We start from the raw sequence: 15,401 nt of genomic DNA, 5'->3' as shown, positions 1-15,401 counted from the left end.
ACTTACAGCCGATAAGCGTGGGCGTTTGAGAGGCGACTTGCCAAGGTTCACAGAACCAGAGAGTCTTAACTGACTCTCATCAAACGCTCATGAGAATAGAAGTGAAGTCACTTCAATTCCGTTTTTATGAGTAAAACAATCAAGATCGAACTGTAGAGTTTGATCCTGGCTCAGATTGAACGCTGGCGGCATGCCTTACACATGCAAGTCGAACGGTAACAGGTCTTCGGATGCTGACGAGTGGCGAACGGGTGAGTAATACATCGGAACGTGCCCGATCGTGGGGGATAACGCAGCGAAAGCTGTGCTAATACCGCATACGATCTACGGATGAAAGCGGGGGATCGCAAGACCTCGCGCGGACGGAGCGGCCGATGGCAGATTAGGTAGTTGGTGGGGTAAAGGCCTACCAAGCCTGCGATCTGTAGCTGGTCTGAGAGGACGACCAGCCACACTGGGACTGAGACACGGCCCAGACTCCTACGGGAGGCAGCAGTGGGGAATTTTGGACAATGGGCGCAAGCCTGATCCAGCAATGCCGCGTGCAGGATGAAGGCCTTCGGGTTGTAAACTGCTTTTGTACGGAACGAAAAGACTCGTCCTAATACGATGGGTCTATGACGGTACCGTAAGAATAAGCACCGGCTAACTACGTGCCAGCAGCCGCGGTAATACGTAGGGTGCAAGCGTTAATCGGAATTACTGGGCGTAAAGCGTGCGCAGGCGGTAATGTAAGACAGATGTGAAATCCCCGGGCTCAACCTGGGAACTGCATTTGTGACTGCATTGCTGGAGTGCGGCAGAGGGGGATGGAATTCCGCGTGTAGCAGTGAAATGCGTAGATATGCGGAGGAACACCGATGGCGAAGGCAATCCCCTGGGCCTGCACTGACGCTCATGCACGAAAGCGTGGGGAGCAAACAGGATTAGATACCCTGGTAGTCCACGCCCTAAACGATGTCAACTGGTTGTTGGGTCTTCATTGACTCAGTAACGAAGCTAACGCGTGAAGTTGACCGCCTGGGGAGTACGGCCGCAAGGTTGAAACTCAAAGGAATTGACGGGGACCCGCACAAGCGGTGGATGATGTGGTTTAATTCGATGCAACGCGAAAAACCTTACCCACCTTTGACATGTACGGAACTCGCCAGAGATGGCTTGGTGCTCGAAAGAGAACCGTAACACAGGTGCTGCATGGCTGTCGTCAGCTCGTGTCGTGAGATGTTGGGTTAAGTCCCGCAACGAGCGCAACCCTTGTCATTAGTTGCTACATTTAGTTGGGCACTCTAATGAGACTGCCGGTGATAAACCGGAGGAAGGTGGGGATGACGTCAAGTCCTCATGGCCCTTATAGGTGGGGCTACACACGTCATACAATGGCTGGTACAGAGGGTTGCCAACCCGCGAGGGGGAGCTAATCCCATAAAGCCAGTCGTAGTCCGGATCGCAGTCTGCAACTCGACTGCGTGAAGTCGGAATCGCTAGTAATCGCGGATCAGAATGTCGCGGTGAATACGTTCCCGGGTCTTGTACACACCGCCCGTCACACCATGGGAGCGGGTTCTGCCAGAAGTAGTTAGCCTAACCGTAAGGAGGGCGATTACCACGGCAGGGTTCGTGACTGGGGTGAAGTCGTAACAAGGTAGCCGTATCGGAAGGTGCGGCTGGATCACCTCCTTTCTGGAAAAACTAGCAAGTTTAGCGTTATTGAACGCCCACACTTATCGGTTGTTGGAAGAAGTCGAGTCACTCGGCGAATGGGTCTGTAGCTCAGCTGGTTAGAGCACTGTGTTGATAACGCAGGGGTCGTTGGTTCGAGCCCAACTAGACCCACCATTTCGGGTGACTGGATAGAAGAGATATGGCGTGAGGCCTTATTGGGGGATTAGCTCAGCTGGGAGAGCACCTGCTTTGCAAGCAGGGGGTCGTCGGTTCGATCCCGTCATCCTCCACCATTCTTCTTCGAAGTCAACAACAGATGCTTATGATTCTGGGATGAAATTCTGGGTTCAATACCAAAGCAGCTTTGCAAGAGGCTGTTTTGTTGTTGATCGTGATAGTGCGATTGATCGGCTGTTCTTTAAAAATTCATAGAGTCTAATCAGTGTTGCCGGCGGAAAGAGGACAAGTCCTCACCGTGCCGCCGGTGACATGAATTTTTGATTGCGTCAAAACGAATATTCAGACTAAGTCTGGAAATTCAAAGTATCGATCCGCAAGGGTCATACGGCATAACGCGTCAGGTGAAAGACCTGACAATTCCTTGATAGTGCGGCGATGTTTCGATGAGAGACGTCAAAGTTATAGGGTCAAGTGAATAAGAGCATGTGGTGGATGCCTTGGCGATGATAGGCGACGAAGGACGTGATAGCCTGCGATAAGCTTCGGGGAGCTGGCAAATTAGCTTTGATCCGGAGATTTCCGAATGGGGAAACCCACCCTTAGGGGTATCGCATGATGAATACATAGTCATGCGAGGCGAACCGGGTGAACTGAAACATCTCAGTAGCTCGAGGAAAAGACATCAACCGAGATTCCGAAAGTAGTGGCGAGCGAAATCGGAAGAGCCTGCTGGTGATAGCACGACGGTTAGCAAAATGATCTGGAAAGGTCAGCCATAGCAGGTGATAGCCCTGTATGCGAAAACCGACGTGTGGTACTAGGCCAGCGACAAGTAGGGCGGGACACGTGTAATCCTGTCTGAATATGGGGGGACCATCCTCCAAGGCTAAATACTCATCATCGACCGATAGTGAACTAGTACCGTGAGGGAAAGGCGAAAAGAACCCCGGGAGGGGAGTGAAATAGATCCTGAAACCGCATGCTTACAAAAAGTAGGAGCCCGCAAGGGTGACTGCGTACCTTTTGTATAATGGGTCAGCGACTTACATTCAGTGGCAAGGTTAACCGAATAGGGAAGCCGTAGAGAAATCGAGTCCGAATAGGGCGTCCAGTCGCTGGGTGTAGACCCGAAACCAAGTGATCTATCCATGGCCAGGATGAAGGTGCCGTAACAGGTACTGGAGGTCCGAACCGACTAGTGTTGCAAAACTAGCGGATGAGCTGTGGATAGGGGTGAAAGGCTAAACAAACTTGGAAATAGCTGGTTCTCTCCGAAAACTATTTAGGTAGTGCCTCAAGTATTACCTGCGGGGGTAGAGCACTGTTTTGGCTAGGGGGTCATGGCGACTTACCAAACCAAGGCAAACTCCGAATACCGCAGAGTACAGCTTGGGAGACAGAGCACCGGGTGCTAACGTCCGGACTCAAGAGGGAAACAACCCAGACCGCCAGCTAAGGTCCCTAAAATTGGCTAAGTGGGAAACGAAGTGGGAAGGCTAAAACAGTCAGGATGTTGGCTTAGAAGCAGCCATCATTTAAAGAAAGCGTAATAGCTCACTGATCGAGTCGTCCTGCGCGGAAGATGTAACGGGGCTAAGCCAGTTACCGAAGCTGCGGATGTGTCATTTATGGCACGTGGTAGGAGAGCGTTCTGTAGGCCTGTGAAGGTGTCTTGTAAAGGATGCTGGAGGTATCAGAAGTGCGAATGCTGACATGAGTAGCGTTAAAGGGGGTGAAAAGCCCCCTCGCCGTAAGCGCAAGGTTTTCTACGCAACGTTCATCGGCGTAGAGTGAGTCGGCCCCTAAGGCGAGGCAGAGATGCGTAGCTGATGGGAAACAGGTCAATATTCCTGTACCGATCAATAGTGCGATGTGGGGACGGAGAAGGTTAGCTCAGCCAACTGTTGGACATGTTGGTTCAAGCCTGTAGTCGTGCCTGGTAGGCAAATCCGCCGGGCTTAGATGAGGGGTGATAACGAGTCTGCTTGCAGACGAAGTGAGTGATACCCTGCTTCCAGGAAAAGCCACTAAGCTTCAGCTATTGACGACCGTACCGCAAACCGACACTGGTGCGCGAGATGAGTATTCTAAGGCGCTTGAGAGAACTCGGGAGAAGGAACTCGGCAAATTGACACCGTAACTTCGGAAGAAGGTGTGCCTTTAGTAGGTGAAGGGATTTACTCCTGGAGCCCAATGAGGTTGCAAAAAATCGGTGGCTGCGACTGTTTATTAAAAACACAGCACTCTGCAAACACGAAAGTGGACGTATAGGGTGTGACGCCTGCCCGGTGCTGGAAGATTAAATGATGGGGTGCAAGCTCTTGATTGAAGTCCCAGTAAACGGCGGCCGTAACTATAACGGTCCTAAGGTAGCGAAATTCCTTGTCGGGTAAGTTCCGACCTGCACGAATGGCGTAACGATGGCCACACTGTCTCCTCCCGAGACTCAGCGAAGTTGAAATGTTTGTGATGATGCAATCTCCCCGCGGAAAGACGGAAAGACCCCATGAACCTTTACTGTAGCTTTGTATTGGACTTTGAACGGATCTGTGTAGGATAGGTGGGAGGCTTTGAAGTGCGGTCGCTAGATCGCATGGAGCCAACGTTGAAATACCACCCTGGTGCGTTTGAGGTTCTAACCTAGGTCCATTATCTGGATCGGGGACAGTGCATGGTAGGCAGTTTGACTGGGGCGGTCTCCTCCCAAAGCGTAACGGAGGAGTTCGAAGGTACGCTAGTTACGGTCGGACATCGTGACGATAGTGCAATGGCATAAGCGTGCTTAACTGCGAGACTGACAAGTCGAGCAGATGCGAAAGCAGGACATAGTGATCCGGTGGTTCTGTATGGAAGGGCCATCGCTCAACGGATAAAAGGTACTCTGGGGATAACAGGCTGATACCGCCCAAGAGTTCATATCGACGGCGGTGTTTGGCACCTCGATGTCGGCTCATCTCATCCTGGGGCTGTAGCCGGTCCCAAGGGTATGGCTGTTCGCCATTTAAAGAGGTACGTGAGCTGGGTTTAAAACGTCGTGAGACAGTTTGGTCCCTATCTTCCGTGGGCGCTGCAGATTTGAGGAAGCCTGCTCCTAGTACGAGAGGACCGGAGTGGACGCACCTCTGGTGTATCGGTTGTCACGCCAGTGGCATTGCCGAGTAGCTAAGTGCGGAAGAGATAACCGCTGAAAGCATCTAAGCGGGAAACTCGTTTCAAGATAAGATCTGCCGGGGCCTTGAGCCCCCTGAAGAGTCGTTCTAGACCAGGACGTTGATAGGTCAGGTGTGGAAGCGCAGTAATGCGTTAAGCTAACTGATACTAATTGCTCGTGCGGCTTGACCCTATAACTTTGATACACTGCCAGCGCAGATGTCAGGGTGTTATGCCAAGACGTAATCAAAATACTCAAACTGATTTGACTCTATGAATTCGCTGTCCTGACCTCAAAACCAGGACGGCAACCCTTTATGCCTGATGACCATAGCGAGTTGGTACCACTCCTTCCCATCCCGAACAGGACAGTGAAACGACTCCGCGCCGATGATAGTGCGGGTTCCCGTGTGAAAGTAGGTCATCGTCAGGCTCTTACAGCCGCAAACGCCCCTCAGTCGAAAGATTGAGGGGCTTTTGTCTTTGGGGCGTAGATATTGCCGAAAAACAGCCGTGCGGTACGGCTGCGCAATCAGAAGATTGCTGGATTTTCAAGCTCGTATTGCGCGTCCATCGACGAATGCAATCAGCTCGTGCGGCTGGAAGGCAGTCCAGGTTTCATTCTTGGTCAACGGTGCAGTGACCACCACCGTGACACGATCTGCCGGTGAGGTTTGTGCCGCGAAATCGACGGTCAGATCTTCGTCCGCCAACTCTGCCGACGCAAAAGGAAAGCCTCTTTCCAGGTAGAAGAGATGCGTAGAGGCGTGGGCCCAGAGTGCCTCTCCATTCGACAGCAGGAAGTTGAATGTCCCGTGCCGGGAAATCTGGGGCACCAATTCACGCAGCGTGATGGTGAGCTCCTCCACGCTGGGAACACTCGCATGCGACTTCGCCAACTCCTGCATCAGCCAGCAGAAGGCACGTTCGCTGTCCGTCGTGCCCACGGGATGGAAGTTCGCGTGCAGCCGCGGCGCATAGTTCTCAAGATTGCCGTTGTGGGCAAACACCCAATATCGACCCCACAGTTCCCGCACGAAGGGATGGCAGTTCTGCAGGTTGACTGCGCCTTGCGTGGCCTTGCGGATATGCGCAATGACGTTGCAGCTCTTGATGGGATATTTGCGAATCAGTTCTGCGACTGGAGACTCGGCGGCCGGCAGGTGATCCACGAAGTGCCGCAGGCCGGCGCCCTCGAAGAAGGCGACACCCCAGCCGTCCACGTGATCGGCGGTGCGCCCGCCGCGCTGGGTGAACCCCGTGAAGCTGAAGGTCGCATCGGTCGGGGTGTTGCAGTTCATGCCGAGCAATTGGCACATCGGTCGGCGTCCTGCTGGAAAAAGACTAACGCGGCTCGGACCAGAGCTTGCCGCCGGTGGCCCAGTTGTGGCGGGCAACGTCGGTGATCAGGATATCGACGGATTCGGGCGAGCCGCCGAGCACCTCGACGGTGACGCGGGTGATCTCTTCGACGAGCTTGCGCTTTTGTTCGACCGTACGGCCTTCCATCATTTCGATGTGATAAGTGGGCATGGGATGGGACTGGATCAGGGTTGAGAGAGAAAAAATCAGGCGCCGCCTGCACAGGCCGCGCAGATGCAGGCCTTTCCACGCTGCGCATCGGGTATGCGGGCCAGGGCGGCCCGGCTCACCTGCACGGACATGCACCAGCACGCCGCACCGTCGACGGCACCGGGAGTGCACTGCGCGCATGCGTTGTCGCCGCCGCACAAAGGACAACGCGCCGCATCCGTCGATGACGGCTGCAGCGCGCTGGACTCGGGAGATGCGACAGGCATTCCCGCAGTTTAGCGGCCCGGGGTCAGGCCTGAGCCTTCACCTTCAATCGCCATGCGTGCAGCAGCGGCTCGGTATAGCCGCTCGGCTGCTCGATCCCCTTGAAGACCAGGTCCTGCGCAGCCTGGTAGGCGGGCGATTGGGTGAAGCGGCCGGCCATCGGCTGGTACAGCGCATCGCCGGCGTTCTGCCGGTCCACCACCGCCGCCATGCGCTCGAACGTGGCCACCACCTGCTCACGCGTCACCACGCCGTGCAGCAGCCAGTTGGCGATGTGCTGGCTGCTGATGCGCAGCGTGGCGCGGTCTTCCATCAGGCCGACGTTGTGGATGTCGGGCACCTTGGAGCAGCCCACGCCCTGGTCCACCCAGCGCACGACGTAACCGAGGATGCCCTGCACGTTGTTGTCCAGCTCCTGCTGCTTGTCGGCATCGCCCCATACCGGATTCGGCGCGACCGGTACCTGCAGCAGATCGGCCAGGATGGCATCGCGCTGGCCAGCCGCATCGGTCTTTTCCAGCGCCTGCTGGACCGCGGCCACATCGACTTGGTGGTAGTGCATGGCATGCAGGGTGGCGGCCGTCGGCGAGGGCACCCAGGCAGTGTTGGCGCCGGCCTTGGGGTGGCCGATCTTGGCCTTGAGCATGTCGGCCATCAGGTCGGGCATGGCCCACATGCCCTTGCCGATCTGGGCGCGGCCGCGCAGGCCGCAGGCCAGGCCGACCAGCACGTTGTTCTTCTCGTAGGCGGCGATCCAGGGCGTGCTTTTCATGTCGCCCTTGCGCAGCATGGCGCCGGCCTGCATGGCGGTGTGCATCTCGTCGCCGGTGCGGTCCAGGAAACCGGTGTTGATGAAGGCGACGCGGCCGGCGGCTTCGGCGATGCAGGCCTGCAGGTTGACGCTGGTGCGGCGCTCCTCGTCCATGATGCCGAGCTTGACGGTGTCTGCCGGCAGGCCGAGCAGCTGCTCGACGCGGCCGAAGAGTTCGCTGGCGAAGGCCACTTCGGCCGGGCCGTGCATCTTGGGCTTGACGATGTAGACGCTGCCGGTGCGCGAGTTGCCGCGGCGCTTCAGGTCGACCAGGGCGATGGTGGTGGTGACCACGGCGTCGAGGATGCCCTCGGGGATCTCGCGGCCGCCGTCCCAGAGGATGGCGGGGTTGGTCATCAGGTGGCCGACGTTACGCAGGAACATCAGCGAGCGGCCGTGCAGCTTCACCGGCTGGCCGTCGGCGCCGGTGTATTCGCGGTCCGGGTTGAGGCCGCGGGTGAAGGTGCTGCCGTTCTTGCTGACCGATTCGGTGAGCGTGCCTTCGAGGATGCCGAGCCAGTTGCCATAGGCCAGGACCTTGTCCTCGGCGTCCACCACGGCGACCGAGTCTTCCAGGTCGAGGATGGTGGACAGGGCGGCTTCCAGCACCACGTCGCTGACGCCGGCCGGGTCGCTGCCGCCGATGGCGGTGCTGCGGTCGATGCGGATGTCGATGTGGATGCCGTGGTGCTTGAGCAGGATGGCGCTGGGCGCTTCGGCCGTGCCCTGGAAGCCGATGAACTGGGATGGGTCCTGCAGGCCGGTGGTGCCGGAAGCGGTCTTCAACTGCAAGGTGGCGCCCTGGACCGAATAGGCCGTGACATCGGCATAGGAAGCGCCGGCCAGCGGCACGGATTCATCGAGGAATTTGCGCGCGAAGGCGATCACCCGGGCACCGCGCACCGGGTTGTAGCCGCCGCTCTTGCCCGCGCCGTCGTCCTCGGGGATGGCGTCTGTGCCGTACAGCGCGTCGTACAGCGAACCCCAGCGGGCGTTGGCCGCGTTGAGCGCATACCGCGCGTTCAGGATGGGCACCACCAGCTGCGGCCCGGCCTGCTGCGCCAGCTCGGCATCGACATTGGCGGTGGTGGCCCGCACGCCCTCAGGCTGTGGCAGCAGGTAGCCAATCTTTTCCAGGAAGGCGCGGTAGGCCGGCATGTCGGCGATCGGGCCGGGGTGGGCCTTGTGCCAGGCGTCGAGTTCGAGCTGCAGGCGATCGCGCTCGGCCAGCAGTGCGGCATTGCGCGGCGCCAGGTCGTGCACGATCGCGTCGAAGCCCTGCCAGAACGCGGCGCTGTCCACGCCGGTGGCGGGCAGGACGCGGTCTTCGATGAAACGGTACAGCGGCGTGGCGACCTGGAGGCGATGGGAGGCGATGCGTTCGGTCATGGCGGGCATGGGCAAAAAGCGGTGGAGGCCGGCGGGCGCAGGCCGATCCAGCAAATGTATTGCACCGCTGGCGCGGCATTAACCCTGGATTTCTGCGTTTTTATGTGACTGCGCTGCAGCTAATAATCGCCGGATGGACAAGTTCAAGCAGGTCGAGACCTTTGTCTCGGTGGCGCAGCGCGGCAGCCTGACGGCCGCGGCGCGGGCCGAGGGCGTGGCCTCGGCCGTCATCGGCCGGCGCCTCGATGCGCTGGAAGAGCGCCTGGGCGTGAAGCTGCTGCTGCGCACCACCCGCCGCCTGACGCTGACGCACGAGGGCAGCGCGTTCCTGGAGGACTGCCAGCGCATCCTGTCCGAACTCTCCGAAGCCGAGGCCGGCGTCAGCGCCGGGGGACTGCGCGCCAGCGGCCATCTGCGCATCACCGCGCCGGCAGGTTTCGGCCGGCGTTATGTGGCGCCGCTGCTGCCGCAGTTCCAGGCCGAGCACGCCGGCCTGCGCTGTTCGCTCAACCTGGGCGACCGTGTGGTGGACCTGACCGGCGAAGGCTTCGACTGCGCGGTGCGCGTCGGCGACATGCCGGACTCGTCCCTGGTCAGCCTGCGGCTGGCCGACAACCGCCGGCTGTGCGTGGCCGCGCCGGCTTTCCTGCAGCGCCACGGCCGGCCGGAGCAGCCGTCCGACCTGGCCCGCTTCGCCTGCCTGACGCTGTCGAGCGAAGCCTCGCAGGCGCGCGGCTGGGCCTTCGCCATGCCGGCCGAAGCGGGCGGTACGCGGCCGGTGGAGTTCCTGCGGCCGGTCGGCCTGCTCGATTGCTCCGACGGCCAGGTGCTGCACGACTGGTGCGTGGCGGGACACGGCATCGCCTGGCGCAGCCTGTGGGAGGTGCAGGACGACATCGCCGCCGGGCGCCTGGTGGAAGTGCTGGCCGATTTCGCCGCGCCGCCCAACGGCATCTATGCGGTGGTGCCGCAGCGCAAGCACCTGCCGCTGCGGGTGCGGCTGTGGATCGACTTCCTGCGTTTCCATTACACCCGGCCAGCCTTCTGGCAGGCGGCGGGCTGACCGACAATCGTTCTCCACGAAGCCACCCGCCGGAACCCACGCCATGGTCCTCGAATCCCTGCTCGCCTATCTGCACCTGCTCGCCATCCTCACGATGGTGGTGTTCCTCGCCAGCGAGGCAGCGCTGTGCCGCAGCGAGTGGCTCAATCCCAAGGCGGTGGCGCGGCTGGGCAAGCTCGATCTGATCTACGGCATCGCCGCCGTGGCGGTGCTGGCCAGCGGCGTGGCCCGCATCGTCTGGGGCGTGAAGGGGCCGGCGTATTACGGCGGCAACTGGCTGCTGCATGCCAAGGTGGGCATCTTCGTGGTGATCGCGCTGATCTCGATCAAGCCCACGCTCACCATCCGCCGTTGGGTGAAGGCGCAGAGGGCCGGCGCGGCCTTGCCGGCCGAAGCCGAGGTGCGCGCCACCCGGCGCCTGATCATGCTGCAGGCGCATCTGCTGCCGCTGATTCCCCTGGCGGCCACCTTCCTGGCGCGCGGCTTCGGCGGGCGCGGATAAGGCCTCGGGCCGCAGGGCGGGCCAGTGGTGGCGGCCCGTAGAATCCGCCCATGCTCTCCGTCAAACAAGACCTGCTCGCGGCGCTGGCCGACGGGCTGGAATCCCTCATGCCCGGCGCCGCCGCGCGCGCCGCCTTCGAACTGCCCAAGGTCGCCGCCCACGGCGACCTGGCCGTCACCGCCGCCATGCAGCTGGCCAAGCCGCTGGGCCAGAACCCGCGCCAGCTCGGCGAGACCCTGCGCCAGAAGCTGCTGGCCAGCCCCGCCTTCGAACGCTGGACCTCGGCCGTCGAGATCGCCGGCCCCGGCTTCCTCAACATCCGCCTCAAGCCCGAGGCCAAGCAGCAGACGGTGCGCGAGATCCTCGCGGCCGGCGATGCCTACGGTCGCGCCGCGCCCACCGGCGAGAAGGTGCTGGTCGAGTTCGTCTCGGCCAACCCGACCGGTCCGCTGCACGTGGGCCATGGCCGTCAGGCGGCGCTGGGCGATGCCATCTGCAACCTGCTGGCCAGCCAGGGCAAGTCGGTCTGGCGCGAGTTCTATTACAACGATGCGGGCGTGCAGATCGGCACCCTGGCCACCAGCACCCAGCTGCGCGCCAAGGGCCTGAAGCCCGGCGTGGAAGGCTGGCCCGAGGCCGCCTACAACGGCGACTACATCGCCGACATCGCCACCGACTTCCTGGCCCGGAAGACCGTCACCGCCGACGACCGCAGCACCACCGCCAGCGGCGACATCGAGGACCTGGACTCGATCCGCGAATTCGCCGTCGCCTACCTGCGCCGCGAACAGGACCTGGACCTGAAGGCCTTCCAGGTCCGCTTCGACCAGTACTACCTGGAGTCCAGCCTCTACACCAGCGGCCGGGTCGAGGCGGCCGTGGGCAAGATGCAGGCTTCGGGCAAGACCTATGAACTCGACGACGCGCTCTGGCTGAAGTCCACCGACTTCGGCGACGACAAGGACCGCGTCATGAAGAAGCGCGACGGCACCTACACCTACTTCGTGCCCGACGTCGCCTACCACCTGGCCAAGTGGGAGCGCGGCTTCCACACCGTGGTCAACATCCAGGGCACCGACCACCACGGCACCATCGCCCGGGTGCGTGCGGGCCTGCAGGCCGCCTCCAGCGTCGATGGCCTGGGCATTCCGGCCGACTATCCCGCCTACGTGCTCCACACCATGGTGCGGGTGGTCAAGGGCGGCGAGGAGGTCAAGATCAGCAAGCGCGCCGGCAGCTACGTCACCCTGCGCGACCTGATCGAATGGACCAGCACCGATGCCGTCCGCTTCTTCCTGCTCAGCCGCAAGCCCGACACCGAATACACCTTCGACGTCGACCTGGCCGTGGCCAAGAACAACGACAACCCGGTCTACTACGTGCAGTACGCCCATGCGCGCATCTGCTCGGTGCTGGCGGCCTGGGGCGGCGACCGTGCCGGCCTCGCCGCCATCGACCTGGCCGCGCTCGATACGCCGGCCGCGCAGACCCTGATGCTGCAGCTGGCCAAGTACCCCGACATGCTGGCCGCCGCCGCACGCGATTTCGCGCCGCACGACCTGACCTTCTACCTGCGCGACCTGGCCGCGGCCTATCACAGCTACTACGACGCCGAGCGCATCCTGGTGGACGAGGAAGCCGTCAAGCTCGCCCGCCTGGCGCTGGTCTCGGCCACCGCGCAGGTGCTGCACAATGGCCTGGCTCTGCTGGGCGTGTCCGCTCCGGCCAAGATGTGATGCAAGCAAAAGGAAAACGCGTGACTCCGGCCCGTACGATGAAACGCCAGTTCGGCGGCACCTTCCTCGGCATCGTCATCGGCGTGGTGCTCGGACTGGGCGCCGCGCTGGCCGTGGCGGTGTATGTCACCAAGGTGCCGATCCCGTTCATGAACCGCAATGCCTCGCGCAGTGCCGAGCAGGACGCGATGGAGGCGCAGAAGAACCGCGACTGGGATCCCAACTCCATCCTCGGCAAACGCGCCGCCGGCGGCAAGGCGGCCGATACCGGCGCGGCCCCGGCCGGCGCCGCCACCGGTGTCGTGGCACCGCAGGCGCCCAAGCCGGATGCCACCATCCCGGCCGCACCCGCGAGTGCTGCGGCGACGGCGGCAACGCCGGCCAGTCCGCGCTCGGCCCCGGCCTCCTCCGATCCGCTGGGCGACCTGGCCCGCACCCGCTCGGCCGCAGCCCCGTCGACCAGCGCCAGCGCCGCGTCCGCCGCGCCTGCGTCCGGCGGTGCCGATGCCTTCGACTACCTCATCCAGGCCGGCGCCTTCCGCACCGAGGCCGATGCAGAAGCCCAGCGCGCCCGCCTGGCCATCATGGGCTGGGAGGCCCGTGTCAGCGAGCGTGAACAGGCCGGCCGCACCGTCTACCGCGTGCGCATCGGCCCCTTCACGCGGCGCGACGATGCCGAGCGGCTGAAGGACACGCTGGACTCCTCCGGCATGGAATCGAGCCTGGTGCGCGTGCAGCGCTGAACTTTTTTACGTCGGACACGCTCTGACCGGCCCAAGGAGCTTCTTTTCTCATGGATCTTTTCTCGCATCTCGATCGCCGCCAATTCACCGGCACCACCGCCGCCCTGATCGGCGCTGCCGCCATGCCGGGCCTGCTGCTGCCCCAGGCCGCATCCGCCCAGTCGGCCGCGCCGCAGGCCGACAAGGACTACGCGGTGCTCAAGCAGCCCGCACCGGTGGACGCGCCCGCCGGCAAGATCGAGGTGGTCGAGTTCTTCTGGTACAGCTGCCCGCACTGCAATGCCTTCGAGCCCGCATTCGAGCGCTGGGCCAAGGCCGTGCCCTCGGACGTGGTGGTGCACCGCGTGCCGGTGTCCTTCCGCGACGACTTCCTGCCGCAGCAGAAGCTCTACTACACGCTCGAAGCGATGGGCAAGGTCGAGCAGCTGCACGTGAAGGTCTTCAACGCCATCCATGTCGAGCGCCAGCAGATCAGCCGCGACGCCGCCATCATCGACTGGGCCGCCAAGCAGGGGCTGGACAAGGCCAAGTTCACCGAAACCTTCAACTCCTTCTCGGTCAACTCCAAGGCGAACCGCGCCAAGCTGCTGCAGGACCAGTACAAGGTCGAGGGCGTGCCGGCCCTGGGTATCGCGGGCCGTTACTACACCGATGGCCAGATGGCCGGCAGCATGGACCGCGCCCTGCAGGTCACCGATTTCCTGATCGCCAAGACCCGCAAGGGCGCCTGAGCTTTCCGGCTCCACACCAAAACCATGCCCGCTTCGGCGGGCATTTTTGTGGGCGGTCCAAAGGGGCGGGCGATGGGCCGTACAATGCCTGCAAGATTCGTGCCCCTATGAAAACATCCAACGCCGCGCCACTCTTGCTGCTGATTTCCGGACTTTTGTTCGGCTCCTGCGCTTTCGCCGAGAAGGCCGACCGCACCAAGCCCATGAACGTGGAGGCCGATGCCCTGCGCCATGACGACCTGGCCCAGACCAGCGTCTTCACCGGCAACGTGGTGCTCACCAAGGGCACCATCATCATCCGCGGCACCCGCCTCGAAGTGCGCCAGGACCCGGACGGCTACCAGTTCGGCGTGGTCACCGCCGACCCGGGCAAACGCGCCTACTTCAAGCAGAAGCGCGACACCCAGCCCGGTGCGCCGGATGAGTTTATCGAGGGCGAGGGCGAGGTGATCGACTACGACGGCAAAGCCGACCGGGTGCGTTTCACCCGCAGGGCGGAGATGCACCGCCTGCAGGCCAGCACCGTGATGGACGAGGTCCACGGCAATGTCATCGTCTACAACAACGTGACCGACGTCTACACCGTCGATGGCAGCCCCACTTCGACCACGCCGAATGCCAGCGGCGCCGCCAACGCCAGCGGCGGCAGCACGCCCGGCGGCCGCATCCGCGCCGTGCTGTCGCCGCGCGGCGCGCCGGGCGAGTCGCCCGCCACCAGCACGCCGCCGGTCGATCCGGGCGGTCCCGCGCCGGCCCTGCGCAGCACGCCTGCCATCGGCGGGAGCAAGCCTTGAACGGCGCGATCGCGGTGAGCAACAGCCGGCTCGAAGCCAACCACCTGCGCAAGGCCTACGGCAGCCGCACCGTGGTCAAGGACGTGTCCCTGTCGGTGCAGAAGGGCGAAGTCGTCGGCCTGCTGGGCCCCAACGGCGCGGGCAAGACCACCTCCTTCTACATGATCGTGGGCCTGGTGCGCTCCGATGGCGGCGACATCAGCATCGACGGCCAGCCGGTCGGCAACCTGCCGATTCACCGGCGCTCTCGGCTGGGCCTGTCCTACCTGCCGCAGGAGGCTTCCATCTTCCGCAAGCTCAGCGTGCAGGAGAACGTGCGTGCGGTGCTCGAACTGCAGGAAGACGAGAACGGCCGCTCGCTCACCCGTGCCGCCATCGAGGAGCGCCTGAACGCCCTGCTGGCCGATTTGCGGGTGGAACACCTGCGCGATTCGCCGGCCATGGCATTGTCGGGCGGCGAGCGCCGCCGGGTGGAGATCGCCCGGGCCCTGGCCACCCAGCCGCGCTTCATCCTGCTCGACGAGCCCTTCGCCGGCATCGACCCGATCGCGGTGATCGAGATCCAGCGCATCATCGGCTTCCTGAAGGACCGCGGCATCGGCGTGCTGATCACCGACCACAACGTGCGCGAGACCCTGGGCATCTGCGACCACGCCTTCATCATCAGCGACGGCCGGGTGCTGGCCCAGGGCACGCCCGAGCAGATCGTCGACAACGCCGACGTGCGCCGGGTCTACCTCGGCGAGCACTTCAGAATGTAAATGGATACCCGCCCAGGCTTCGCACTTCGTGTCTCCGCCAACCCCCCGGGGGGGCAGGCCGGCCGCTTCGGGCGGCCGTGCG

Annotated in this window: 11 protein-coding genes, 2 tRNA genes and 3 rRNA genes; 12 read left to right on the top strand and 4 right to left on the bottom strand. The window is 62.2% G+C overall.

The features are described from left to right. The first annotated feature begins 147 nt into the window (after nt 1-147). The 5 genes from GT347_RS12200 (at nt 148) to rrf (ending at nt 5,425) form a co-directional block, all read left to right on the top strand. A 16S ribosomal RNA gene (locus tag GT347_RS12200) occupies nt 148-1,680 on the top strand. Nucleotides 1,681-1,759: 79 nt separating this feature from the next. After that, nucleotides 1,760-1,836: transfer RNA gene (locus GT347_RS12195), tRNA-Ile, on the top strand. Between the two features lie 43 nt (nt 1,837-1,879). Further along, nucleotides 1,880-1,955: transfer RNA gene (locus GT347_RS12190), tRNA-Ala, on the top strand. Between the two features lie 352 nt (nt 1,956-2,307). Continuing rightward, nucleotides 2,308-5,185 (top strand): 23S ribosomal RNA (locus tag GT347_RS12185). 127 nt (nt 5,186-5,312) lie between these two features. After that, nucleotides 5,313-5,425 (top strand): 5S ribosomal RNA (gene rrf, locus GT347_RS12180). The 16S, 23S and 5S rRNA genes sit together here with 2 tRNA genes alongside, the layout of an rRNA operon. A 118-nt stretch (nt 5,426-5,543) precedes the next feature. Here the strand turns inward: rrf and GT347_RS12175 are convergent. From GT347_RS12175 to GT347_RS12160, 4 genes are read right to left on the bottom strand one after another with little or no spacing between them, the layout of a single operon-like run. Continuing rightward, nucleotides 5,544-6,311, bottom strand: coding sequence for a class II glutamine amidotransferase (locus tag GT347_RS12175; protein ID WP_160552200.1), 768 nt, complete (start codon nt 6,309-6,311; stop codon nt 5,544-5,546). 25 nt (nt 6,312-6,336) lie between these two features. After that, nucleotides 6,337-6,525 carry a 4-oxalocrotonate tautomerase gene (locus tag GT347_RS12170; protein WP_160552199.1) on the bottom strand — a complete coding sequence of 63 codons (189 nt, stop codon included), beginning with the start codon at nt 6,523-6,525 and terminating at the stop codon, nt 6,337-6,339. Nucleotides 6,526-6,560: 35 nt separating this feature from the next. Then, on the bottom strand, nt 6,561-6,791 hold the full coding sequence (locus GT347_RS12165) for a cysteine-rich CWC family protein (RefSeq protein ID WP_160552198.1): 231 nt from the start codon (nt 6,789-6,791) through the stop codon (nt 6,561-6,563). 23 nt (nt 6,792-6,814) lie between these two features. After that, a complete protein-coding gene (locus GT347_RS12160) occupies nt 6,815-8,989 on the bottom strand; it encodes a malate synthase G (protein ID WP_160555322.1) in 2,175 nt (724 codons plus the stop codon). A 133-nt stretch (nt 8,990-9,122) separates the two neighbouring features. Between GT347_RS12160 and GT347_RS12155 the strand changes: the two genes are divergently transcribed. From GT347_RS12155 to lptB, 7 genes are all read left to right on the top strand, one after another. Beyond that, nucleotides 9,123-10,052 carry a LysR family transcriptional regulator gene (locus GT347_RS12155; protein ID WP_160552197.1) on the top strand — a complete coding sequence of 310 codons (930 nt, stop codon included), beginning with the start codon at nt 9,123-9,125 and terminating at the stop codon, nt 10,050-10,052. A 43-nt stretch (nt 10,053-10,095) separates the two neighbouring features. Further along, a complete protein-coding gene (locus tag GT347_RS12150; RefSeq protein WP_160552196.1) occupies nt 10,096-10,554 on the top strand; it encodes a DUF2214 family protein in 459 nt (152 codons plus the stop codon). A 50-nt stretch (nt 10,555-10,604) separates the two neighbouring features. Beyond that, complete coding sequence (argS, locus tag GT347_RS12145; protein WP_160552195.1) at nt 10,605-12,290, top strand: arginine--tRNA ligase; 1,686 nt, start codon at nt 10,605-10,607, stop codon at nt 12,288-12,290. Nucleotides 12,291-12,328: 38 nt separating this feature from the next. Continuing rightward, nucleotides 12,329-13,033, top strand: coding sequence for an SPOR domain-containing protein (locus tag GT347_RS12140; RefSeq protein ID WP_160555321.1), 705 nt, complete (start codon nt 12,329-12,331; stop codon nt 13,031-13,033). 50 nt (nt 13,034-13,083) lie between these two features. Further along, complete coding sequence (locus GT347_RS12135) at nt 13,084-13,764, top strand: thiol:disulfide interchange protein DsbA/DsbL (protein WP_160552194.1); 681 nt, start codon at nt 13,084-13,086, stop codon at nt 13,762-13,764. Nucleotides 13,765-13,871: 107 nt separating this feature from the next. Then, nucleotides 13,872-14,558: a lipopolysaccharide transport periplasmic protein LptA gene (gene lptA / locus GT347_RS12130; RefSeq protein ID WP_160552193.1), complete on the top strand. Its 687-nt coding sequence runs from the start codon at nt 13,872-13,874 to the stop codon at nt 14,556-14,558. Then, complete coding sequence (gene lptB / locus GT347_RS12125) at nt 14,555-15,319, top strand: LPS export ABC transporter ATP-binding protein (RefSeq protein WP_160552192.1); 765 nt, start codon at nt 14,555-14,557, stop codon at nt 15,317-15,319. The genes lptA and lptB overlap by 4 nt, the downstream gene beginning before the upstream one ends. Nucleotides 15,320-15,401: the final 82 nt, after the last annotated feature.

This window comes from Xylophilus rhododendri (assembly GCF_009906855.1).
GTDB classification, from domain to species: Bacteria; Pseudomonadota; Gammaproteobacteria; order Burkholderiales; family Burkholderiaceae_C; genus Xylophilus; species Xylophilus rhododendri.
The sequence above is the reverse complement of the archived record's forward strand: the minus strand, read 5'-3'. Positions and strand labels throughout refer to the sequence as shown.